Source organism: Vreelandella zhuhanensis, from assembly GCF_009793355.1.
GTDB classification, from domain to species: domain Bacteria; phylum Pseudomonadota; class Gammaproteobacteria; order Pseudomonadales; family Halomonadaceae; genus Vreelandella; species Vreelandella zhuhanensis.
In genome coordinates this window covers 87,216-109,598 of the sequence record NZ_WTKP01000001.1, presented here as the reverse complement: position 1 = coordinate 109,598, position 22,383 = coordinate 87,216, and the positions used below count along the sequence as shown (strand labels likewise).

The 22,383-nt window shown below is 56.9% G+C and carries 19 protein-coding genes; 8 read left to right on the top strand and 11 right to left on the bottom strand.

Annotation, left to right across the window (positions count from 1 at the left end; translation table 11 throughout):
• Positions 1-7 precede the first annotated feature (7 nt).
• The 6 genes from rsxA to GPM19_RS00415 all read right to left on the bottom strand — a co-directional run bounded on the left by rsxA (position 8) and on the right by GPM19_RS00415 (position 7,080).
• Complete coding sequence (gene rsxA, locus GPM19_RS00440; protein WP_160416931.1) at positions 8-589, bottom strand: electron transport complex subunit RsxA; 582 nt, start codon at positions 587-589, stop codon at positions 8-10.
• Complete coding sequence (locus GPM19_RS00435) at positions 582-2,186, bottom strand: sensor domain-containing diguanylate cyclase (RefSeq protein ID WP_227842028.1); 1,605 nt, start codon at positions 2,184-2,186, stop codon at positions 582-584. The genes rsxA and GPM19_RS00435 overlap by 8 nt, the downstream gene beginning before the upstream one ends.
• 128 nt (positions 2,187-2,314) lie before the next feature.
• A complete protein-coding gene (gene metG / locus GPM19_RS00430; RefSeq protein ID WP_160416930.1) occupies positions 2,315-4,351 on the bottom strand; it encodes a methionine--tRNA ligase in 2,037 nt (678 codons plus the stop codon).
• A 105-nt stretch (positions 4,352-4,456) separates the two neighbouring features.
• Positions 4,457-4,741: a hypothetical protein gene (locus tag GPM19_RS00425; RefSeq protein ID WP_160416929.1), complete on the bottom strand. Its 285-nt coding sequence runs from the start codon at positions 4,739-4,741 to the stop codon at positions 4,457-4,459.
• A gap of 120 nt (positions 4,742-4,861) precedes the next feature.
• The gene (locus GPM19_RS00420; protein WP_160416928.1) at positions 4,862-6,043 is read right to left on the bottom strand and encodes a 1-acyl-sn-glycerol-3-phosphate acyltransferase; all 1,182 of its coding nucleotides are present in this window, start codon (positions 6,041-6,043) and stop codon (positions 4,862-4,864) included.
• Between the two features lie 101 nt (positions 6,044-6,144).
• A complete protein-coding gene (locus GPM19_RS00415) occupies positions 6,145-7,080 on the bottom strand; it encodes a recombination-associated protein RdgC (protein WP_160416927.1) in 936 nt (311 codons plus the stop codon).
• A gap of 325 nt (positions 7,081-7,405) precedes the next feature.
• Between GPM19_RS00415 and gyrA the strand changes: the two genes are divergently transcribed.
• The 7 genes from gyrA (at position 7,406) to GPM19_RS00380 (ending at position 18,006) form a co-directional block, all read left to right on the top strand.
• Positions 7,406-10,159 (top strand): DNA gyrase subunit A, encoded by a 2,754-nt coding sequence (gyrA, locus tag GPM19_RS00410; RefSeq protein ID WP_160416926.1) that lies wholly within the window; start codon positions 7,406-7,408, stop codon positions 10,157-10,159.
• Positions 10,143-11,246 (top strand): 3-phosphoserine/phosphohydroxythreonine transaminase, encoded by a 1,104-nt coding sequence (gene serC / locus GPM19_RS00405; protein ID WP_160416925.1) that lies wholly within the window; start codon positions 10,143-10,145, stop codon positions 11,244-11,246. Before gyrA ends, serC begins: the two co-directional genes overlap by 17 nt.
• A gap of 5 nt (positions 11,247-11,251) precedes the next feature.
• Positions 11,252-12,361 (top strand): prephenate dehydratase, encoded by a 1,110-nt coding sequence (gene pheA / locus GPM19_RS00400; protein ID WP_160416924.1) that lies wholly within the window; start codon positions 11,252-11,254, stop codon positions 12,359-12,361.
• A gap of 2 nt (positions 12,362-12,363) precedes the next feature.
• Positions 12,364-14,670: a bifunctional prephenate dehydrogenase/3-phosphoshikimate 1-carboxyvinyltransferase gene (locus tag GPM19_RS00395; protein WP_160417240.1), complete on the top strand. Its 2,307-nt coding sequence runs from the start codon at positions 12,364-12,366 to the stop codon at positions 14,668-14,670.
• A complete protein-coding gene (gene cmk / locus GPM19_RS00390) occupies positions 14,663-15,352 on the top strand; it encodes a (d)CMP kinase (RefSeq protein ID WP_160416923.1) in 690 nt (229 codons plus the stop codon). Before GPM19_RS00395 ends, cmk begins: the two co-directional genes overlap by 8 nt.
• Positions 15,353-15,537: 185 nt before the next feature.
• Positions 15,538-17,217 (top strand): 30S ribosomal protein S1, encoded by a 1,680-nt coding sequence (gene rpsA / locus GPM19_RS00385; RefSeq protein WP_160416922.1) that lies wholly within the window; start codon positions 15,538-15,540, stop codon positions 17,215-17,217.
• A gap of 411 nt (positions 17,218-17,628) precedes the next feature.
• A complete protein-coding gene (locus GPM19_RS00380) occupies positions 17,629-18,006 on the top strand; it encodes a histone-like nucleoid-structuring protein, MvaT/MvaU family (RefSeq protein ID WP_160416921.1) in 378 nt (125 codons plus the stop codon).
• Positions 18,007-18,114: 108 nt separating this feature from the next.
• On the opposite strand, the gene GPM19_RS00375 is transcribed toward GPM19_RS00380, so the two are convergent.
• Positions 18,115-19,017, bottom strand: a complete 903-nt coding sequence (locus GPM19_RS00375) for a helix-turn-helix transcriptional regulator (protein WP_160416920.1) — start codon at positions 19,015-19,017, stop codon at positions 18,115-18,117.
• A 326-nt stretch (positions 19,018-19,343) separates the two neighbouring features.
• Between GPM19_RS00375 and GPM19_RS00370 the strand changes: the two genes are divergently transcribed.
• Positions 19,344-19,664, top strand: a complete 321-nt coding sequence (locus GPM19_RS00370; RefSeq protein WP_160416919.1) for a hypothetical protein — start codon at positions 19,344-19,346, stop codon at positions 19,662-19,664.
• Between the two features lie 4 nt (positions 19,665-19,668).
• Here the strand turns inward: GPM19_RS00370 and GPM19_RS00365 are convergent, their stop codons facing one another.
• The 4 genes from GPM19_RS00365 to GPM19_RS00350 form a co-directional block, all read right to left on the bottom strand.
• Positions 19,669-20,553 (bottom strand): DNA replication terminus site-binding protein, encoded by an 885-nt coding sequence (locus GPM19_RS00365; RefSeq protein WP_160416918.1) that lies wholly within the window; start codon positions 20,551-20,553, stop codon positions 19,669-19,671.
• A gap of 63 nt (positions 20,554-20,616) precedes the next feature.
• Positions 20,617-20,850, bottom strand: coding sequence for a DNA gyrase inhibitor YacG (gene yacG, locus GPM19_RS00360; protein ID WP_160416917.1), 234 nt, complete (start codon positions 20,848-20,850; stop codon positions 20,617-20,619).
• A 35-nt stretch (positions 20,851-20,885) separates the two neighbouring features.
• Positions 20,886-21,488 carry a dephospho-CoA kinase gene (coaE, locus tag GPM19_RS00355; protein WP_160416916.1) on the bottom strand — a complete coding sequence of 201 codons (603 nt, stop codon included), beginning with the start codon at positions 21,486-21,488 and terminating at the stop codon, positions 20,886-20,888.
• Between the two features lie 32 nt (positions 21,489-21,520).
• Entirely contained in the window at positions 21,521-22,366 is an 846-nt protein-coding gene (locus GPM19_RS00350) for a prepilin peptidase (RefSeq protein ID WP_160416915.1), read from the bottom strand.
• Positions 22,367-22,383 lie beyond the last annotated feature (17 nt).

Genomic DNA, 22,383 nt, shown 5'->3' with positions numbered 1-22,383 from the left:
GACGTTTTCAGCCTTGTGCCAGCCCGGAAAAGCCCAGAAATGCCAGCGACATCAGGCTGGCGGTCACCATGGCGATTGCCGCTCCGCGAAACGGCCTGGGTATATCGGCATCGGCCAGACGTTCGCGCATGGCGGCGAACAGCACCAGTACCAGGGAAAATCCCATGGCTGCGCCCAGGCCGTAAAGGGTGGTGTGCAAGAAACTCAACTGACGATTGAGCGATAAAAGCGCCACGCCTAGCACCGCACAATTGGTGGTGATCAACGGCAGAAAAATTCCCAGTACCTGATGCAGCATGGGGCTCAGCTTGCGCACCATGACCTCGGTGAATTGCACCACGGCGGCAATCACCACGATAAAGGCAATAGTGCGCAGGTATTCGACGCCCAAGGGTACCAATAGCGCGTGATACACCACGTAGCTTGCCGCCGAAGCCAGGGTTAAAACAAAGGTGGTCGCTAGCGACATGCCCATGGCGGGTTCCAGTTTGCTGGAAACTCCCATGAAGGGGCATAGCCCTAGAAACTGGACCAGGACGAAATTGTTGACCAGCGCCGTGCCGATCAGAATCAGTAACAGTTCATTCATCAGAAGAGGCAGCAGCGGCGTTATTGGTTGATGGCGTGTTGAAGAGTTTCACACGATTGCGCCCTGCGTGCTTTGCCTGGTAAAGCGCTTGATCCGCAGCGCGCATCAATGAAGAAGAATTGGATCGATTATTCGGTTCGTATGAAGCGATACCGACGCTCACGGTAATATATGGCGCTACGGGGGAAAACGCATGAGGATAAGCCAGGCTGCAGACGGTATCACGCAATTTTTGCGCAATCTCAACAAGCGCTTGTTCGCTGTGGTTGGGTAATATCGCGCTGAACTCCTCGCCTCCCGTGCGGGCGATCAAAACGTCGTTAAGCGTGGCGAACTGTTGCATGCAATCGGCGATGATTACCAAACACTTATCTCCCTCTGGGTGGCCATGTTGGTCGTTGAACAGCTTGAAATGGTCAATATCCAACATCATTACCCCTAAAGGGGTGTGAGTGTCGTGAGCATTGCTGACGGCGTCGGCAAGTTTGGCGTCGAAGAACCGGCGATTGGGGAGGCCGGTAAGGGCATCACGAGTGGAAAGTTCGCGAAGTTCATCGGTGAGATGCTGTTGGCGTTGCAGCTGTGCTTCGAAGCCGCGGGCCAGCATCCCGATTTCGTCATTGCGGGCTTTTAATCGTTGGGTGAGTCTTGGTGGCTGTTCACAAAACTGCAAGCGATGGGTAAATTTCGTGAGGGTGCGAAGAGGCTTGAGCACCATGCATTCCAACAGCAGCAATACGGTAACAATCACCAGTAACATCAAGGCGCCCGTCCAGAGAAGGGCATACACAAAGGTGGTAAAGCTGGCACGATAATGGTCGCGGTGAAGGCGGGTACCCAAGGCGAGCATGATGCCTTCCTGAGCAGTAGGCAGAAGGCGCCGTGCATGCATGCTGCTTCCCTCAATGCTATGCAAGGCGTGATCCTTGACATCGGCAGCCACAGTGTCCAGCGTTATTTCAAGACCGGTATGTGATTGCATTCTCGCCTTGAATTCTGAGTCCATCTTTTGCACTTTGAACAGCCAGCCTTGTGTCGGACCACTTTCATCCGTATGCAAGATAGAATTGGTGGCGACGAGGGCAAGGCCGGGCTGGGTATATACACTGCTTAGGCCTTGCTCAGGAATGCTGGCCAGTGACGCCTGCATCGGCTGTAGAAAAGGCGCGGCCCATGCGCAGGCGTCACTGGCCGTGCTGCAGCTGGTGTAATCGCCACTCTGCGGGTCGAGACCCGCTACCCAGTAAACTTCCTGGTCAGCATTGAAGAAGACCATCAACTGGTAACCCATCTCCTCGAACATGTTTTGGCTAAAATTGACTTGGGCGTAGCGAGGGTTGTTTCCCTGCACGAAGTCGTAGGTATCATCCCACGTCGCCCAATCCCGCACCTGGGCCAGTAATTGTTTTTGATTCAAATTCAGGCTGCGTTCGAGCTGGTCAAGCTCTTGGGAAGCCAAGCTGCGTTCTTCTTCCAAAAGGGCAGGAAGGATGATCCATTTTCCCATCATGACCAGCGCAAATAGCGCCCCTAGCAACACCCCGCCTAATGCCAGAAAAAAACGCGTGCGTAGAGACGCAATGAAGGGTGAAAACATGGGTAGCATCCGGCGGCAAATTTTAATTAATCTTGTCAGCTAAGCAGAATGCGTACTAATAAAAAAGCATTAAAAATAAATGAGGGTAGGTAACTGTGCCTACCCTAGTTGTTAGCATGACAGGATGTTCAGATGACACGTTGCCCTGGTTCGGCGCCTGCGTCCGGCGAGAGCAGGTAAATGCCCGCTTCGTTGCCAGCGGCCAGTACCATGCCTTCGGAAATGCCGAAACGCATCTTGCGAGGTGCCAGGTTGGCCACCATGACTGTCAGGCGTCCTTCCAAGGCTTCCGGAGCGTAGGCGGAGCGAATGCCCGAGAACACCGTGCGGGTCTCGCCGCCAAGGTCGAGTGTCAGTTTAAGCAGCTTGTCGGCACCTTCGACGTAGTCAGCCTTGGCGATCCGCACGATACGCAGGTCAACCTTGCTGAAATCTTCAAAACCTATCTCGGGAGCAATTGGCTCTTCAGTCAGCGGTCCCTTGGGGGTTTCCTTTAGCTTTTGCTCCACCACCAGATCCTCCTTTGAAGCTTCGATCATGGCGTCAATCCTGTCCCGTTCTACCCGCGTCATCAGCGGCTTGAACTTCTTGATTTCATGGGCCAGCAAGACGTCATGCCGGCTATGCCAGTCAAGGGTTTCCAGGTTCAGAAATTCACGTGCCTGTTCGACCATGGCCGGCACTACCGGTGCCAGGTAGACCATTAATTGGCGGAAAAGGTTGATGCCTACCGAACAGATTTCCAGCACCTCCTGCTCATGGCCCGGCTGTTTGGCCAGCACCCAGGGTTCCTTTTCGGCAATGTAGGTATTGGCTTCATCGGCGAGCTCCATCACTTTACGCATGGCGCGCCCAAAATCACGCGCTTCGAAATCCTCGGCAATGTCGTCACCGGCGGCAATGAAACGTGCCAGCGTTTCCGGCTGGGTGCAATGCGCCGAAAGCGTGTTATCACCGAGCTTCTTGACGAAGCCTGCGCAGCGGCTGGCGATGTTGACTACCTTGCCCACCAGGTCCGAATTTACCCGGGCGGCAAAGTCGCTGAGATTCAAGTCGAGGTCATCAACACCCGACGTCAATTTGGCGGCAAAATAATAGCGCAGGTATTCCGGATTCAAGTGGTCGGCATAGGTGGCCGCCTTGATGAACGTCCCGCGGGACTTGGACATCTTGGCGCCGTCCACGGTCACGAAACCATGGCAGTTGACCGCCGTGGGGGTGCGGAAATCGGCACCATGCAGCATGGCCGGCCAGAACAGCGCATGAAAATACACGATGTCCTTGCCGATGAAATGATAGATTTCGGCATCGGAGCCAGGCGCCCAATAACTGTCGAAATCGATGCCTTCGCGGTCACAGAGGTTCTTGAAGCTGGCCAGGTAACCGATCGGAGCGTCCAGCCACACATAAAAGTACTTGCCCGGTGCATCGGGAATTTCAAAGCCGAAGTAAGGGGCATCGCGGGAAATGTCCCATTCGTTAAAGCCGGACTCGAACCATTCCATCAGCTTGTTGCGAATCTGGGGCTGAACATGGCCGGCGTCGATCCAGCGCTGCAGGAACTCGACGAAGTCCGGTAGCTTGAAGAAATAGTGGCTCGAGCGTCTGATTTCCGGCGTGGCGCCGGAAATGGCCGAGACTGGATTGATCAATTCAGCCGGGGTGTAAGTCGCGCCGCAAGCTTCGCAATTGTCGCCGTATTGATCCTCGGCACGGCATTTGGGGCAGGTGCCCTTGATGAAACGGTCCGCCAGGAACAGGCCTTTCTGGGGATCATACATCTGCTCGATGTCGCGAATGGCGATATGGCCCTTGTCGCGCAGACGCGTGTAGATCAACTCACTAAAATAACGATTTTCGTCTGAATGCGTGGAATGGTAGTTATCGAATGCCACCCCGAAGCGGGCGAAATCTTCCTGATGGTCCCGCGAGACGCGCTCGATCAAGGCCTGTGAGGTAATGCCTTCCTGTTCCGCACGCAGCATGATGGCGGTGCCGTGGGCGTCGTCGGCGCATACATAATGGCATTGCTGGCCGCGGCTTTTCTGGAAACGCACCCAGATATCGGTCTGGATGTATTCCAGCAAATGGCCGAGGTGGATGGCGCCGTTGGCATAGGGCAGGGCGCTGGTGACCAGTATCTTGCGCGTGGCGGTATTCGACATGGTGATTGACACTTCCGTTGGCATCAGACGGTAACAAAAAAGGGGGCGAAGATTGTAGCGATCTTCGCCCGTGGTTGCATTCAGCCCCTCAAACCCCGGGTCGGGTCAGTACAAGCCTTGCTCTTCCTGGACCACTTCTTTCAGCAATTCGAGATAAAGCTTATCCGCTTCGGAATGCTCGGCCGGGTCTTCAGGAATATGCACGCTGGTGGTATCGGAAATATCATTGGCGATACGCGCCATGACGTCGGCGCTGCTGCCTTCTTCCGCTAAATGCTTGCGAGCGATGTCGAGCGACTGATCCAGGATTTTAGGATCTTGCAGTAGTTTGCGTACAAAATCGCGCAGCTCATTGATAATGCGGGTTTTTTGAATTTCAGATGCGGACATGACAATCTCCTTGTAGTCGCAGCCGGCGGTGAGACAAGGCAGTGCCGGTCAATTTGCTGACCATAGCATTTTTTCTGTTGGCCGGCATGGCGAGGTTGCGCCTTGTCCGCCATTTGCTGCTTAGGGGGTTAGGCGTCCTGCTTTATGTTTTACCGGGTTGGCGTATTGCGCCAGCCACCAGGGGCGTAATTCCTCCGGCACCTCGGCTAGCCGTTGATTGAAGCGTTCACGGTCGGCGGGGGTGATGACGTTGCGCGCCACCAGTTCGGGCGCATCTCCCAGCGCTTCGAGTGCCAAGTAGTGGCTGGGAAACAAACGATAGCCGCCGATCACCTGACGATCGATTTCCGCTGCGGCTTCATCCGGAGTGGCGATGTCGGAGCCGATGGGGCTACCGAAACGCAGCTGCACGCGACCTTTCGCGCCGGTAATCCCGGTCACAATCGAGCTGATGTCCTCGAATTCGCTCTTGGCATACTCACCCTGGGTATGAATGGCGTGTAACTCCTGCGCCTTCTGCATATCGCAGGGATCGTATTCGTAGCTGATCGAGATCGGTACCAGCTTGAGTTCCTTGACGGCTTCGCCGAAATCAACGTTACGCTCAGCGGTGCGCCTGGCCATGGTCAGCATCTTGATGATGGCCGGGTCAGTGCGGTCAATGCCGTTTTTGGCGCGGCCTTCGCGCTGGGCCATCCATATCGAGTGATTGTCTTCAAGAATCGAGTGACGGATATAAGACGAAAGCGTCTGATAAGCCGCCAGCATGGCGCGCTTGCCCCTTGCGCTACGCGGCACGATGAAGCTCTTGTTCAAGCGCATCAGGTCGGTAACGTAGGGCTTTTTCAAGAGGTTATCACCGATGGCAATACGTACCGTATCGCGGTCGGCCTGATACAGCGCATAGTTGACGAATGCGGGGTCGAGGGCAATATCGCGGTGATTACCGATGAACAGATAAGCACTGTCAGCGTCGAGCTTTTCCAGTCCTTCGACCTGAAAGGCATCGGTAGTGGTGCGAATCATGCGGTCCATGTAGTGCGCGATACGCATTTGAAAATCACGCACCGTGGTCACGCCCCTGACCTCACGGCGTATAGCAACGCTTGCCAAGGTGCGGGCCAAGGGCGGTGCCCAACGTGCCAGGCGAGGCAAGCGAAATTGCGTCAACGCATCGAGCAGTTCGGCATCGTGTGACAGGCGCGTGAGGACATCAGCCACCTCGTGATCCATGTAAGGTCGGACGTCGGCCCATGGGTCTTGTGTGGCATCGGCAGAAAGGGCATCAGGGGTATGAGTCATGCGATCCGTAGGCTGGTGCCAAAATAAGAGTTAGCGAAAAGGGCGTGCAAGCATGTCAGTAAAAAAGGCCTGTGCAGGAAACGATTCATGCAAGAAGCCAGTCACGCAGGAAAGCTGTCGCGTCCTGTCTCGGCTTCGCCGCCGAGCCATTCGATCAATCGGGTGATGTCATCCGATAACGCCTGTGCCATCAGGATGAAATCCGTTTCCAGGCGTACCAGGGCGTCGTCACCGTCTTCAGCATGATCGGCTTCCTCGATCAAGGCATCGCTGAAGCGCAGCGACTTGAGCGCCAGGTCGTCATGCAGAATGAATCGAAGCCGACCCGCCAGATTTACCGCCAGTTTACTGGCTTGGCGGCCGCTTGCCAGTAGCTGCTGAATTTCATCGCTGTCCAGATCCACCTGGCGGGCACGCAGCACACCATCATCGCCCTTGGCCTTGAGCTCGACCTGATCACCGAGTTCCAGGTCGCTGGGGCGGCTTTCCGGGTCGCCGAGCCAAGTGGTCATGGCGCGAATCGGCAATGCCTGAGTGGCAAGAGGCGTGACCTTGAGACTCCCCAGCGTTTCACGCAGCAGGTCGAGCACATCTTCGGCCCGCGTACGGCTGCTGGCGTTGATGCCGATCAAGTTGCGCCTTGTGTCCCACCATAAATCGATTTTCTGACTGCGTATGAAAGCCTGCGGTAATAGTGTTTCGGTTACCTGCTCCTTGATGGCGGTCTTTTCCTTGCGCGTAAGCTTGCGACCTTCGCGTGATTCGATGTCGCTGACCTGTTCCTCGACTTCTTCGCGCACCACCGACGCAGGCAGCAAGCGCTCCTGGCGCAAGGCACTGAGCAATCGGTGGCCTTGAAGTTCATGCAGGTAATGGCCGCTTCCCAGTCGTCCCGCCGGAGCACACCAGCCTAATCGGCGTGCTTGTGTGCCACCTAATGGCTGGCTGGCCTGGTCGGCAAGGGCTTGTTCCAGCGCCTCTGGCGGCATCTCCGGGGCGCCGTGCAAGCGATAAAGGTGCAAGTGCTTGAACCACATGGAGCATATCCTGTGCAAAGGGCTGCTCATTATGTCGAAAGCTGGCGATACGTACCAGTGCTGCGAACCGGATCAGGTATTAAAGCCTGTGCGGTGAAGGGTCAAATATGGGGGCAGTGCTGACGGCATTGATGATAGCCGAATCGGCGTTAACGCCCTTCTGAGCCGCTCAGAGCGTTTTTAGCTGTATTTGTGTGGGTGTGCTGCGGCTGCCCTTGCCGCCTGTGCAGTGGTATGATGTCCAGGTAATTGCGCGCCGTGCCCCGGCATCTTGTTGCGCTTTCAACTCTCGCAATGCAAATGCAGTGCAAAGGATCTGACTTTCATGGGTGACATCGCCAGAGAAATCCTGCCCGTCAATATCGAAGACGAGCTTAAACAGTCGTATCTCGACTACGCGATGAGTGTCATTATCGGTCGCGCTCTTCCCGACGTGCGCGACGGCCTCAAGCCGGTTCATCGGCGTGTGTTGTTTGCCATGCATGAACTGAGTAATGACTGGAACAAACCGTATAAGAAATCGGCGCGTGTGGTCGGCGATGTCATCGGTAAATATCACCCCCATGGTGACAGTGCCGTTTATGACACCATCGTCCGCATGGCCCAGCATTTCTCGATGCGCCACGTTCTGGTTGATGGCCAAGGGAACTTCGGTTCGATAGACGGCGATAGTGCCGCTGCCATGCGTTACACCGAAGTGCGCATGTCCAAGCTGGCGCATGAGCTTCTCGCCGACCTGGAAAAGGATACCGTCGATTGGGTCGACAACTACGACGGTACCGAGCGTATTCCCGACGTTATGCCGACCAAAGTGCCCAATCTATTGATTAACGGCTCTTCGGGGATCGCCGTAGGCATGGCGACCAATATTCCCCCGCACAATATGCGCGAAGTCATCGATGGCTGCCTGGCATTGATCGATGACTACACTTTGTCGATCGATGATTTGATGCATTACATCCCTGGCCCGGATTTCCCCACCGGCGCCATCATCAATGGCCGTGCGGGCATCATCGATGCCTATCACACCGGGCGTGGACGCATTTATGTGCGGGCCTGTCACACCATCGAGCACGACGATAAATCCGGCCGCGACCATATCATCATCAGCGAACTGCCTTATCAGGTGAACAAGGCGCGGTTGATCGAAAAGATCGCCGAGCTGGTGAAAGACAAGAAAATCGAAGGCATTGCTGAATTGCGCGACGAATCCGACAAGGATGGCTTGCGCGTCGTGATCGAGGTCAAGCGCGGCGAGTCGGGCGAGGTCGTGGTCAATAACCTCTTTGCCCAGACCCAGCTGCAAAACGTGTTCGGTATCAATATGGTGGCGTTGGAAAACGGCCAGCCGCGCACGCTGAACCTCAAGCAAATGCTGGAAGCCTTTATCCGTCACCGCCGCGAGGTAGTGACCCGGCGTACGCTGTTCGAGCTCAAGAAAGCCCGTGAGCGCGGCCATATCCTGGAAGGTTTGGCGGTAGCGATTTCCAATATCGATCAGGTTATCGAGCTGATCAAGGCATCGCCCAACGCCGCTGAAGCCCGCGAAAAGCTGCTGGCCAAGAACTGGCAGCCGGGACAGGTCACCGGCATGCTGGAGCGTGCCGGGGCTACCTCGTGCAAGCCCGAAGAACTCGAAGAGGGTTACGGTCTCAATCCTTCCGCGACGCAGTATCGGTTGTCTCAAGCCCAGGCCCAGGCGATCCTGGAGTTACGCCTGCATCGTTTGACCGGGCTGGAAACCGAAAAGCTGCTGGATGAATACCTCTCCATCCTCGAAAAAATCGCCGAATTGACGCGGATTCTGGCCTCGGCCGATCGCTTGATGGAAGTGATTCGCGAAGAGTTGCACGCGGTACGCGACCAGTTCGGCAATGATCGGCGCAGCGAGATTCAGTTCAGCCATCTGGACTTGAGCATGGAAGACCTGATTGCCGAGGAAGACATGGTGGTCACGGTGTCACGCTCGGGTTACGCCAAGACGCAGCCGCTTTCCGACTATCAGGCGCAGCGCCGTGGTGGGCGCGGAAAATCCGCTACCGCCATGAAAGACGAGGACGTCATCGAGCACCTGCTGGTGGCCTCGACGCATGACACCATCCTGCTGTTTTCGAACCGTGGCAAGGTCTATTGGCTCAAGGTCTACGAGATGCCCAATGCCAGCCGCGGGTCACGCGGCAAGCCATTGGTCAATTTGCTGCCGCTGGACGAAGGCGAGGTGATCAGCACCATCCTGCCAGTGCGCGGCTACGACCCCGAACATTACATTTTCTTCGCCACCGCCAAGGGTACCGTCAAGCGTACCAGCCTGGAGCAGTTTTCCCGGCCGCGTAGCGTGGGCCTGATCGCCATCGACCTGGAAGAAGACGACCGCCTGGTGGGCGCGGCGATTACCTCCGGTGTCGATCATGCCATGATGCTGTCTTCCAATGGCAAGGCGATTCGTTTCGAGGAAGGCAACGTTCGCGCCATGGGGCGCACGGCGCGTGGCGTGCGCGGTATGCGCCTGGCCAAGGGCGCCGAGGTGATTAGCCTGATCATTCCCCAGAGCCAGAAGATCGATGTGGAAGAAGAGGCTGAAAACGAAGCAGCCGTTGAATCCGCAGGCGAAAGCAGCAATGCAGGACAGATCTACATCTTGACCGCCAGCGAAAATGGCTATGGCAAACGTACCCGTCTGGAAGAATTCCCGCTGCGCGGGCGCGGTGGCCAAGGCGTTATCGCGATGCAGACCAGCGAGCGCAACGGCTCACTGGTAGCGGCCATGCAGGTCTATCCCAGCGATGAAATGATGCTGATTACCGATCGTGGCACCCTGGTGCGTACCCGTGTGGAAGAGGTCTCGTCCACATCGCGTAACACCCAGGGCGTCATGCTGATTCGTCTGGGTGTAAACGAAAAGCTGGTCAAGACCGTGCGCATCGATGAGCTGGAAGACGCGCCGCTGGAAACAGACGAGGCCCTGGAAGCACCGCTGTCGGGGGAAGCGCAGGCGCAAGAAGCGCCGCTGAGCGCAGAGCCGAACAGCGATTTACAGGACGATTCAGGGGAAGGGCAGTCTGATGACACGTCACTATAATTTCTGCGCCGGACCGGCGGCGCTACCTCAGGCGGTACTCGAACGCGCCCAGCGCGAGTTGCTCGATTACCAGGGGCATGGGCTTTCGATAATGGAAATGAGCCATCGCAGTGATGAGTTCGTCGCCATTGCCGAAAAGGCCGAGGCGGACCTGCGGGAATTGTTGCAGCTGCCTGATAACTATCGCGTTCTGTTCCTGCAGGGGGGTGCCAGCCTGCAGTTTGCCATGTTGCCGATGAACCTCTTGGGTAATGGGGGCAGTGCCAATTTCATCCATACCGGCATCTGGGGCAAGAAGGCGATCGCCGAGGCGAGGCATCTCGGGTTTGATTACTATGTGGCCGCCAGCAGTGAGGCCAATGGCCAGACAGCCGTACCTCGGCCCTCGGCGCTAAAATTAAGCGACCAGGCGGCTTATCTGCATTACACCGCCAATGAAACCATCGGCGGGCTCGAATTCGATTACACTCCAGAGGCTGTTCGCCCGGACGGTGTCGAGGTGCCGCTGGTCTGTGACATGTCGTCGAGTATTCTTGCCGCTCCTCTGGATGTGTCGAAATTCGGCATCATCTACGCCGGTGCACAGAAGAATATCGGCCCGGCGGGATTGACGCTGGTAATCGTGCGCGATGATCTGCTCGATCAAGCCTGTAAGGCCATTCCTTCCTTGTTCGATTACAAGGCGATGGCGGAGGGCGGCTCAATGGTCAATACGCCACCTACTTATGCCTGGTACCTTGCCGGGCTGGTGTTCCAATGGCTGAAAGCCGATATCGGCGGGCTGGATGCCATGGGGGCTATCAATGCTCGTAAAGCCGCCAAGCTGTATGCCGCGATCGATACCAGCGGCCTTTATTCCAACCCCATAGTGGCGGCCAACCGCTCACGCATGAATGTTCCGTTCGTGCTGGCGGATAGCCGTCTGGACGCGGACTTTCTGAGCGAAGCGAATGTCGCCGGGTTGCTGAACCTCAAAGGCCACCGCAGCGTGGGGGGGATGCGGGCCAGCTTGTACAATGCCGTGCCTGAAGACGCCGTGGATACGTTGATCGCCTTCATGGCGGATTTCGAACAAAGAAGGGGCTAATCACCATGTCTGACTCCCCCAGCAACACTGACTCCTCCAACAATCTGGACGAGTTGCGCGAGACGATCGACCAGCTGGATACGGACATTCTGCGCCTGATCAGTGAGCGAGCGGCCTGTGCCCAACATGTGGCCAATGTGAAGCTGAGTCGCGACAAGGGCACGGTATTCTATCGCCCGGAACGTGAGGCACAGGTGCTCAGGCGGATCATGGCGCTGAATCCGGGGCCGCTGGACAGTGAGGAAATGGCGCGACTGTTTCGTGAAATCATGTCTGCCTGTCTGGCGCTCGAGCAGCCGATCAAGGTGTCTTATCTAGGCCCTGAAGGCACTTTTACCCAGCAGGCGGCGCTCAAGCATTTCGGTGAGAGTGCGATCAGCCTGCCCATGGCGGCAATCGATGAAGTGTTTCGCGAAGTGGAAGCCGGTGCGGTCAATTATGGCGTCGTGCCGGTCGAGAATTCCACGGAAGGGGTGGTCAATCACACCCTGGATTCGTTCATGGATTCCTCGATTCGTATCTGCGGCGAAGTCGTGCTGCGTATCCATCATCATCTGCTGGTGGCGGACACCACGCGTCGCGATAAAGTGTCACGTATCTACTCGCACCCGCAGTCGTTTGCCCAATGTCGCAAATGGTTGGATGCCCACTTTCCGCATGCCGAGCGCGTGCCGGTTGCCTCCAATGCCGAAGCCGCCAAACTGGTCAAGACCGAATGGCACAGTGCCGCGATTGCCGGCGACATGGCCGCCAAGCTTTACGGCCTGACCCTGTTGACGGAAAAGATCGAAGACCGCCCGGATAATTCCACGCGTTTCTTGATCATCGGTAATCAGGATGTGCCCCGCTCGGGTGACGACAAGACCTCCCTGGTCGTCGCCATGCGCAACCAGCCCGGTGCCCTGCATGACCTCCTTGAGCCCTTCCATCGCCATCAGATCGACCTGACGCGCCTGGAAACGCGGCCGTCGCGCAGCGGTGTCTGGAATTACGTCTTCTTCATCGACTTCAAGGGGCATCATGAAGATCCGCAGGTGGCGGCCATGCTCGAGGAAGTCAGGCTGCGGGCGGCCGAGGTCAAGGTGCTGGGTTCCTACCCTCAGGGTGTGCTGTGAGCCTGAAGGTAACCGAACCAAGGTTGTTGATTGTCGGCTTGGGCTTGATCGGCGGCTCCTTGGCTGCCGCCTTGCGTGAAGCGGGTTTCGGCCGCGAGGGCGCTCGCGGTGAAATCGTGGCCTGCGACCCGGATGCCGAGGAAATTGCCCGCGGTGTGGCCATGGGCTTGATCGATTCAGGCGATACCCGGCTCGGCCCCATGGTCAAGGATGCCTCCATGATCCTGTTGGCAGTCCCGGTATTGGCCATGGAAGGCGTGATGCGCGAACTGGCCGAGTACCTGGACAAGGCCGCGGCTGACGTGGTGATTACCGACGTGGGCAGCACCAAGGCGGCGATCCGGCAGGCCGCCGAGCGTGCTTTCGGCGGCCTGCCGAGCAATCTGGTGCTGGGCCATCCGATTGCCGGTTCGGAGAAAAGCGGCGTGGCCGCCTCCAATCCCCGGCTTTACCAAAACCACAAGGTCATCTTGACGCCCGCCGAGACCACGCGGCCCGATGCCGTGGCGCGGGTGCGTCGCCTGTGGGAAGCCTGTGGCGCCGAGGTTCTGGAAATGGCCGTAGAGCGTCACGATCAGGTGCTGGCACGCACCAGTCATTTGCCGCATTTGCTGGCGTTCTCGCTGGTGGATAGTCTGGCGCGCCAGGACGAGCGCCTGGAGATCTTTCGTTACGCGGCGGGTGGTTTTCGAGACTTTACCCGTATCGCCGGCAGTGACCCGGTAATGTGGCGCGACATTTTCGTCGCCAACCGCGAGGCGGTACTGGCCTCGCTGGACGATTTCGAAGCAGGGCTGGCACGGCTGCGCCAGGCGGTAGAGAGCTCGGATAGCGACGCCATGCTGGCGACGTTCGACCGGGCCAGCCACGCCCGGCATTATTTTGAATCGCTTTTGAACAAGACCAGTTATCAGGCGGAATACCACATGCAACCACAAGGCAAGCTGACCTATCGGGTAAGCCCCGGCGGGAATGCCCAGGGGCGTTTGCGCGTGCCCGGCGACAAGTCCATTTCACACCGCTCGATCATGCTCGGCGCTCTGGCCGAAGGTGTGACAGAGGTAAAAGGGTTTCTCGAAGGGGAGGACAGCCTGGCAACGCTTCAGGCATTTCGTGAGATGGGCGTGGCCATCGAAGGGCCGCACCAAGGCCGTGTGACTATCCATGGGGTGGGCATGCACGGTTTGAAAGCGCCTGCCGGCCCCTTGTATGTAGGTAACTCGGGTACCGCCATGCGCTTGTTTTCCGGCTTGTTGGCAGGCCAGGCATTCGATAGCGAGCTCACCGGTGACGACTCCCTGACCAAGCGGCCCATGAACCGTGTGGCCGATCCTTTGCGTCTGATGGGCGCCCGGATCGAAACCGCCGAGGGTGGGCGTCCGCCGCTCAAGATCAGTGGTGGCACCAAGCTTGAAGGCATTGAATACGCTATGCCCATGGCCAGTGCCCAGGTGAAATCCTGTCTGCTGCTGGCGGGGCTTTACGCTGAGGGCGAGACCCGAGTGCGCGAACCGGCGCCCACCCGGGATCACACCGAACGCATGCTCAATGGCTTCGGTTACCCCGTTTTGCGCCAAGGTGACACCTGCTGGCTTGAAGGCGGCAATAAACTGGTTGCCGGGCCGATCGATGTGCCTTCGGACATTTCCTCGGCCACCTTTTTCCTGGTCGCCGCGGCGATTACGCCGGGCTCGGATCTCCTTCTGGAACACGTGGGCATCAACCCGACACGTATCGGCGTGATCAATATTCTCAAGCTGATGGGTGCCGACCTGACCCTGGAGAATAGCCGTGAAGTGGGGGGGGAGCCGGTCGCCGAGATCCGTATTCGCTATGCACCGCTCAAGGGTATCGATATTCCGGTGGAGCAGGTGCCGCTGGCGATCGACGAATTTCCCGCCTTGTTCATCGCCGCTGCCAATGCCGCAGGCAGGACGCGTCTGCGCGGTGCCGAAGAGTTGCGCGTCAAGGAATCGGATCGAATTCAGGCCATGGCCGATGGCTTGGCGGTGCTGGGCGTTGAACACAGCGTGGTGAAAGACGGCATTGATATTGTCGGCAACGGGGCCTCGGGCCCCAGCTATGGCGGCGGACGTGTCGACAGTCTGGGTGATCACCGTATTGCGATGGCCTTTGCGATTGCGGCGCTGCGCGCCAGTGAGGATATCGTGATCGATGACTGTGCCAATGTCGCCACGTCATTTCCCGATTTCATCACGCTGGCAGGCCGGATAGGCCTGAACGTGACAGAAGAGAGGGTGACGGAAGAGAGGACGACGGAGAAAGCCGGGGAGGTTGGCCATGAGTGACGCCGTGCCCGTGCTGACTGTCGATGGCCCCGGGGGTGCCGGCAAAGGCACCATAAGCGGCCTGGTCGCCGAGCGGCTGGGTTGGCATCTGCTGGATAGCGGCGCCTTGTATCGTCTCACCGCCCAGGCGGCGGCCAAGCATGGTGTGGCGCTGGATGACGAACCCCAGCTTGCACGCCTGGCAGCTGAACTTGATGTGGCATTTCCGGTAGAAGAAGGGCGCCCCCTGGTGCTTCTGGAAGGCGAGGACGTCACCCGGGTGATTCGCCGGGAAACGGTCGGGGAGCGCGCCTCTCAAATAGCGGCGCTGCCCGAGGTCCGGCAAGCGTTGTTACAGCGTCAGCGAGATTTTCGGAAAGCCCCCGGCCTGGTGGCGGATGGTCGCGATATGGGAACGGTGGTGTTTCCCGAGGCCCCCTTGAAAATATTTCTTACCGCCAGTGCGCAAGAGCGTGCCCGGCGGCGACATCTTCAGTTGCAAAAAGCTGGAGTGGATGCTAGTCTTTCGAGTCTTTTAAAGGAGATTCAGGCGCGCGATGCACGCGACATGCAGCGCAGCGTGGCACCTCTCAAGCCGGCAGACGATGCCATTACGCTTGATACCACGCGCCTGAGTATACCGGAAGTGGTAGAACGGCTGACCGAACTGCTGGCCCAGCGTGGCATGGTACAAGGCACCTGATTCTCCCTTGCGGCGCCTTTGGTGAGATGTCATGACGTGGCAGGGCACTACTATCACATCATCCGTGAGCCCGGTCAGGTCGAACCAGCGTTAACATCCCCGAAGGCAGAGCACATAGGCCCGCACTTGCTGGTGGTGCGGAGAAGGCATTAATGCCTCAACAACGTTGATCACGTAGGAACACCATGAGCGAAAGCTTTGCTGAACTGTTTGAACAGTCTCTTAACGACATCAACATGGAGCCGGGCGCCATCGTTTTGGCCCAGGTTGTGGACATTGACGGCGATTGGGTTACTGTCAATGCCGGTCTGAAATCCGAAGGCCAGATCCCCGCTTCACAATTCCGCGATGAAAATGGCGAGCTGAACATTGCCATCGGTGACGAAGTGCACGTTGCGCTGGAAGCCGTGGAAGATGGCTTCGGCGAAACGCGTTTGTCACGCGAAAAGGCCAAGCGCGCCGAAGCGTGGAAGATCCTGGAAGCAGCCTTCGAGAAAGACGAAATCATCAAGGGCGTGATCAACGGCAAAGTCAAAGGTGGCTTTACTGTCGAGGTCGACTCTATTCGTGCTTTCCTGCCGGGCTCTCTGGTCGATGTGCGTCCGGTGCGCGACACGGCCCACCTGGAAAACAAAGAGCTCGATTTCAAGGTCATCAAGCTCGATCCCAAGCGTAATAACGTGGTGGTTTCGCGTCGCGCCGTTCTCGAAGCCGAGAACAGTGCAGAACGCGAAGCGCTGCTGGCGACGCTTCAGGAAGGTCAGCAGATCAAGGGTATCGTCAAGAACCTCACCGACTACGGCGCGTTCGTGGATCTGGGTGGCGTCGACGGCCTGCTGCACATCACCGATATGGCCTGGAAGCGCATCAAGCATCCGTCCGAAATCGTGGCTGTCGGCGACGAGATCAATGTCAAGGTGCTCAAGTTCGATCGTGAACGCAATCGCGTATCACTGGGCTTGAAGCAACTGGGCGAAGATCCGTGGGTCAACATCAAGGCACGTTATCCGGAAAGCACCAAGGTGCACGCCAAGGTCACCAATCTTACCGACTACGGCTGCTTTGCCGAGCTGGAAGAAGGTGTCGAAGGCCTGGTTCACGTCTCTGAAATGGACTGGACCAACAAGAACATCCATCCGTCGAAAGTCGTTCAAGTGGGCGATGACGTCGACGTCATGGTGCTGGATATCGACGAAGAGCGTCGTCGTATCTCCCTGGGCATCAAGCAGTGCACCGCTAATCCTTGGGAAACCTTCAACACCGAGTACAACAAGGGCGACCGTGTTTCCGGTACCATCAAGTCGATCACTGACTTCGGTATCTTCATCGGTCTGGAAGGCGGCATCGACGGTTTGGTTCACCTGTCCGACATCTCTTGGACGGAAACCGGTGAAGAAGCCGTGCGCCACTTCAAGAAGGGCGACGAAGCTGAAGCGGTTATCCTGTCTATCGACCCGGAGCGTGAGCGTATCTCCCTGGGTATCAAGCAGATGGACACAGACCCGGTTGCCGAATTCCTGGCAGTCAATGATAAAGGCAGTCTCGTGACTGGCCGTATCATTGAAGTTGATGCCAAGGAAGCGCAAGTGGAGCTGGCGACTGATGTCGTGGCGGTACTCAAGGCGTCTGAAATCAGCGCAGACCGTGTCGAAGACGCGCGTAATGTCCTGAACGAAGGCGACAGCGTTGAAGCTCGCATTGTCGGAGTGGATCGCAAGAACCGTCAGATCAATCTGTCTATCAAGGCCAAAGAGCAGGATGACACGCGACAGAATCTGAAGAAGGTTCGCGATCAAGAGCCGGAAACGGGTGGTGGTCCGACCACCATCGGTGAGTTGATCAAGCAGCAGATGGGCCAAGACTGATTGGTTTGATTCGCCGCTGAGTCACGTGCTGTAGAAGCGCCGCCTGAAAAGGCGGCGCTTTTTTGATGGGGTCTTTTAACTGGATTCTTATGGATTTTTTCTGGATTAGCAGCAAGATATCTAAATTTAACGAAGAAACGTGTTCTGATCTCTGCATCCTTCCATTGTATTTAAATAATCTATCGTCAAGTAAGAGAAAAGCTTTTAACGATTTTTAATCTTAAAAGTTCATAAAAAATTAACTAGCCTGTTGTCTATTGAAGCAATTGCAGGAATAATAACACCGTATTCTCCGAGCTAAAGCGTGTTTCTGAGTTTCTTGGCGGGTAGATGGCCGCCATTTCTATCTTCCGGCCACTAGCTGCTGACTTATAAGCCCTGCCCTATTTTTATCCAACTAAGGAACATTCCATGTCACTTCTCAATGAATATATCCAAAAAGAACAGCAACTAAAGCAGTTGCAGGAAGAGCTTCAGCGCCTGGAAGGCGATCAACGTCTGAAAGGCGAGCTCGAATTTAAAGAGCGTCTCGAAGCGCTAATGGACGAATTCGAGAAAAGTGCCGCTGACGTTATTGCGTTGCTGGACCCCAGCACTGATCGTGCCGCTACCAAAGCGACTGGCGCTCCAGCCACTGGTCGGCGTAAGCGTCGTCTGAAGATTTACAAGAATCCTCATACCGGTGAGATAATTGAAACTCGCGGTGGAAATCACAAGGGGCTGCGCAGCTGGAAGGATCAATACGGTGATGAGACCGTGGAATCCTGGTTGGTCCGTATGGAAGACTGATAGCTGCTCTAATCGAACACCCTTGCCAGTAAGGGTGTCGGCACAGTGGCTTGTTTGAAAAATCCGTATTGTAGATTCATGTTTAGAGGTTCAGGCACTTTGGCGCATTCAGTCAATGCCTTCTAATTTGTGTTCTTCCACCAGGGGGATTCTTAACTCAAGGTGGTCCGGATACCAAAGAATCTGAGGTGGCTCCCCGCTGATTTGAAGAGGAGTCACCTTGCCCAGCACTAACTGGTAAAGCACTTGATTAAGAACATGATGAAAATGCTCTGTCTTCTGATAAACCGTTTTTGCGTAGTAATGTGAACCCAGGTCAAGACGTCGATAAGGTATGGGCAAGGCCATATCGGAAGCTGTTTGGTCGCTGTTCAAGTACAGCCCGACATCTGTACGTGCAGCGGGGGTAGGGTAAGCATTACCCATTAAACCTTCCAGTTCGCCAACCTTGGCGGCCAGTGCATCCGGTAGCGCCACAATCGGTGTGGCAGAGGCCAGGCGAGAGGTGAGGCTCTCCAGATTGTCCGCATGTCGGGCGCTATTGCCGAGCCCTTCTATTTGCTCCAGGGGTTGATAGAGACGCATCATGACCGTTTGCCTTGCCGCGGACTTTTCAATTGAAGTGATACAATCGACCGGAGGTGTGTAGCCGATCGACGTGGCGGGGGCGTAAAGCTCCTGGCTCAAGTTGCGTCGTAGAGCATGGCGGAAATTGCGAGGACTTACGCCATGCTGGCGCTGAAATGCCCGGGAAAAGGAAGAATGATTGGAGTAGCCGCAATAATGTGCAATCTGCGCTATATTTTTCAGGGTAAAGGCCAGCAGAACGGTAGCACGTTCAAGACGGCGTTTTTCCCGATAGGCATTAGGTGATGTATGAAAGCATTGCCGAAATTGACGGCGTACCTGTGAGGGAGAATACCCTAGATGTTCCGCCAAGGCTTCAATCCCCAGTGGCTTATCCAGGTTCTCTTGCAGCCAGATTTCAGCTCTTACCATGGCATTGAACATTATCTAGCCTTCTGTGCTGAGTTATGCAGGCGAGGTGTGGCACAAGCCTGCAGGCACCTTCCCGGTGCCATTGATGCAATTGCGTAGCTAGGTCTCATCCAATGATGCGGTAGATGAGCTCGGCGTATTTTTCGTCAATTCATGTAGCGTTTTTGTTGTGAACCTGCTTGCAAGCGGTTAAAAAAAACGGTTTCCTACTTCAAGCAAAAAAAGATGCTGCCTTTATGCTGATAATAAAGCATGAAGGCAAGTTTAATTAGGCTGTATAAGCGTTTGGGCACAGTTTTGTTTTAATGGTCTTACGATAGGGTGTTAATTGGACGTCAATGAAATATCAAAAAGCCCACAAAGTGTTGGATGAGCGCGACAAGCTGCGCCGGTTTCGCGAACTCGATGATGCGTTCGGAGAAGCGCTGCGCCAGCTCGACGACCCCAATAATTCGTTTAATATCCCGACCGGCCCCCCAGTGAGATCGCTCCAGACGTTGGAGGATGACGATAAAGAGCTAGAGGTCGAGAAGCGCCAAGCGCAACGCGAAGAGCAGTTTCAGCAGCGCCTGGAGGCCTTGATGAGCGAATATCAACAGTCCGGAGAAAGCGTCAAGCAGTTGCTTGATACGCTGCTGCGTTTCGGCCTATGCAAATGAAGGGCTAAATGCTTGGTTGCCGGTAACGATAAGCACGTAGGCTGGGAAGGAAGGCATCGTCTTCGAGTTTTTCGTCACGACGACGGGCGCGGGTGCGCTGGCTGGGTGGGTGGGCCGGAGGAATGTTGTAATCCGGCAGGCGTTGTTCCGGTGCAGGCACAAACAAGGGAAGTGCGACATTGAGTGCCCGGCGGGTATGACCGTCTTCCAGAGGCTCCACATAGAACAGGTTGGCCCGCATCAAGGGTGCCTGGGCCTGTACCTGGGCGAGTATTTCCTGGCTGGGTAATCCTGCAAGCTTACGCAACTGGATCTGCACATGAGCGGCTTGCGTGTCCAGCTGAAGCAGCTTTGCCTCTGCCTCTTGAACGCTCAAGCGCTTGATCGAGCGTCCGCTGGAATACCAGGCGAGCCTTACGCGGGCGACCGGCGCCTGAGCCACCGGCAACTGTCTCCAGCATTGCTTGAGATGCAGCTTGGCAAGCCCACCGCGACGCAGCAGGCTATTAACCTGCGGATGGCGCTGGGGTAACAGTGCCTTCGCTTCACTCAAGGCGTGCGGTGTGGTTTGTTTGATGCGCTGCAAGAGGTCGCTGATTCTGGCCTTGGCCTGGTTGGCCTTGACGACTTCCTCGATCAATGGCGCATCGGCAGCAATCAAGCCAATGTAATTGCGCGTCTCCCTGCCATCCTGGCCTTCTTCATGCCACATGTCCATCAATGCCTGCCTGAGCCAGGCGGCATCCGCGACGGGTTCGGCAAAGGCCCAGGCGGGGCAGTCACTGCGCTCGAAGGTGATTACCACCTGTTCCAGCTGCGCGAGTAACGTATCAAACGCCGCTTCCAATTCGGCCAGAAGGCGGTAGCTGGCGGGAGGCATCTCGGGCATGGTCGCGGCGTCTCGATCGGTCAGTAGGCTCAGGGAGCGGGTATCCGGATTCTAGGGGTCGATTCAGGACAGGGGGGCATCGCGGTCAGCCTGAGCCAGCAGTGTCTCGATATCCGCTTCATCCATGGCCGATTCGCCATGGATGCGGTGAGACTCTTCTGCCCAGGCACCCAGATCCAGCAGCTGGCAACGCTTGCTGCAAAAGGGCCGGTAGAGACTTTGCGCCTGCCAGGCAACCTTGTTACCACATTGGGGACAGGCGACTTCAAAGGGTGTGTCGTTGGCGGGAATGGACATCTAGACTCCGGTGAAAAACAGGCAAGTGAAATAATTCAGGGCTGGGACAGCTCTCGGTAGCGTCGGTCGAGCTGAGCGACCTGCTCACGCATTTCAGCCTCACTGCGACTATTGTCGATCACATCGTCGGCTCTGGAAAGACGTTCCTGGCGAGATAGTTGTACGGCAAGAATCGCCCGGACCTGAGATTCACTGACATCATCGCGCGCCTGGGTGCGTTGAAGCTGTAGCGCCTCGGGGACATCGACCACCACGCAGCGATCCACCAGGGCATCCTGGCCGGATTCGAACAACAAGGGCGAGACCAGCATCACGTAGGCTGGCTGGGAGGCTTGAAGCCTCGCCAGGTGCTCAAGCAAGCGCTCGCGTACCCGGGGATGGGTGACCGACTCGAGCCACAGACGCTGCTCGGGGTCGTTGAAGATGATGTCGCGTAGTTTACGCCGATCGAGGCTGCCATTCTCTTGGAGCACGGAAGTCCCGAAACGTTCGGCAATTGCTTCGAGGGCCGGCTCTCCCGGTTGAACCACTTCTCGGGCGACGTCATCGGCATCCACCCAGGGGACGCCCAGCGATTCAAAGGCGCGCACCACGGTGGACTTTCCCGAGGCGATACCGCCGGTCAGACCGATAATCATCGAGCGCTCCTGTCGGTTCTTATCAGCAGTTTTCAATACAGTACCCCTGCATAAACGGCCATCAACTCTTCACCGACCAGCAAGGCCACCCAGCCGGACAATGCCAGGTAGGGGCCGAAGGGCATGGGTGCACCGCGCAAGCGCGGCAAGGCCAGCTGGACGATGATGCCAATGATAGCGCCCAGGCCCGCCGAGAGCACCAGAATCAGCGGCAGGTAGGACCAGCCCAGCCAGGCCCCCAGTGCCGCGAGTAATTTGAAGTCGCCATAGCCCATCCCTTCCTTGCCGGTCGCCAGCTTGAACAGCCAGAAGAAGCTCCACAGCGCTAGATAGCCCGCCATGGCACCGATCACCGCCGAGGTCAGCATGAAAGGCTGAAAGCTTAACTGGTAGATGAACCCGGCCCAGAGCAGGGGCAGGGTGAGAATATCCGGCAGCAGCTGAGTGCGAAAATCGATGACGGCCAGCACCAGCAGCGTCATGCAGGCGGCATAGATAAACCCGCTTTCAAGCGTCACGCCGTGCAGCGCCACCACGGCAATCGCCAGGATGGTGCCGGCCAGCTCGACCAGCGGATACTGGATGCTGATGGGGGTGTCGCAGTGGGCACAGCGCCCGCGGCGTTTCAGCCAGCCCAGCAGGGGGATATTGTCGTGCCAGGCGATGGGGGCTTCACAGCCCGGGCACATGGATGCCGGCGTCGCCAGGTTGAAGGTGGCCTGGGGCTCCTCCTCCAGGGCCAGGGCGTCACGCGCCTCGGCGCGCCAGGCTTGCATCAGCATGACCGGCAGGCGGGTTATCACCACATTCAGAAAGCTGCCGAAACACAGCCCCAGTACGCCCACCAGGGGCCACAAGATAAGCGAAGGGTAATCCATCCATATGCCTTTTATGA

What these genes read in the sequence shown, in the direction of transcription:
- gyrA (WP_160416926.1), top strand. Translation starts at nt 7,406, where the DNA reads ATGGGTGACATCGCCAGAGAAATCCTGCCCGTCAATATCGAAGACGAG.
- GPM19_RS00380 (WP_160416921.1), top strand. Translation starts at nt 17,629, where the DNA reads ATGTCACTTCTCAATGAATATATCCAAAAAGAACAGCAACTAAAGCAG.
- pheA (WP_160416924.1), top strand. Translation starts at nt 11,252, where the DNA reads ATGTCTGACTCCCCCAGCAACACTGACTCCTCCAACAATCTGGACGAG.
- GPM19_RS00350 (WP_160416915.1), bottom strand. Translation starts at nt 22,366, where the DNA reads ATGGATTACCCTTCGCTTATCTTGTGGCCCCTGGTGGGCGTACTGGGG.
- GPM19_RS00435 (WP_227842028.1), bottom strand. Translation starts at nt 2,186, where the DNA reads ATGTTTTCACCCTTCATTGCGTCTCTACGCACGCGTTTTTTTCTGGCA.
- metG (WP_160416930.1), bottom strand. Translation starts at nt 4,351, where the DNA reads ATGTCGAATACCGCCACGCGCAAGATACTGGTCACCAGCGCCCTGCCC.
- rsxA (WP_160416931.1), bottom strand. Translation starts at nt 589, where the DNA reads ATGAATGAACTGTTACTGATTCTGATCGGCACGGCGCTGGTCAACAAT.
- GPM19_RS00415 (WP_160416927.1), bottom strand. Translation starts at nt 7,080, where the DNA reads ATGTGGTTCAAGCACTTGCACCTTTATCGCTTGCACGGCGCCCCGGAG.
- GPM19_RS00420 (WP_160416928.1), bottom strand. Translation starts at nt 6,043, where the DNA reads ATGACTCATACCCCTGATGCCCTTTCTGCCGATGCCACACAAGACCCA.
- GPM19_RS00375 (WP_160416920.1), bottom strand. Translation starts at nt 19,017, where the DNA reads ATGTTCAATGCCATGGTAAGAGCTGAAATCTGGCTGCAAGAGAACCTG.
- GPM19_RS00370 (WP_160416919.1), top strand. Translation starts at nt 19,344, where the DNA reads ATGAAATATCAAAAAGCCCACAAAGTGTTGGATGAGCGCGACAAGCTG.
- GPM19_RS00365 (WP_160416918.1), bottom strand. Translation starts at nt 20,553, where the DNA reads ATGCCCGAGATGCCTCCCGCCAGCTACCGCCTTCTGGCCGAATTGGAA.
- yacG (WP_160416917.1), bottom strand. Translation starts at nt 20,850, where the DNA reads ATGTCCATTCCCGCCAACGACACACCCTTTGAAGTCGCCTGTCCCCAA.
- coaE (WP_160416916.1), bottom strand. Translation starts at nt 21,488, where the DNA reads ATGATTATCGGTCTGACCGGCGGTATCGCCTCGGGAAAGTCCACCGTG.
- rpsA (WP_160416922.1), top strand. Translation starts at nt 15,538, where the DNA reads ATGAGCGAAAGCTTTGCTGAACTGTTTGAACAGTCTCTTAACGACATC.
- GPM19_RS00425 (WP_160416929.1), bottom strand. Translation starts at nt 4,741, where the DNA reads ATGTCCGCATCTGAAATTCAAAAAACCCGCATTATCAATGAGCTGCGC.
- serC (WP_160416925.1), top strand. Translation starts at nt 10,143, where the DNA reads ATGACACGTCACTATAATTTCTGCGCCGGACCGGCGGCGCTACCTCAG.
- cmk (WP_160416923.1), top strand. Translation starts at nt 14,663, where the DNA reads ATGAGTGACGCCGTGCCCGTGCTGACTGTCGATGGCCCCGGGGGTGCC.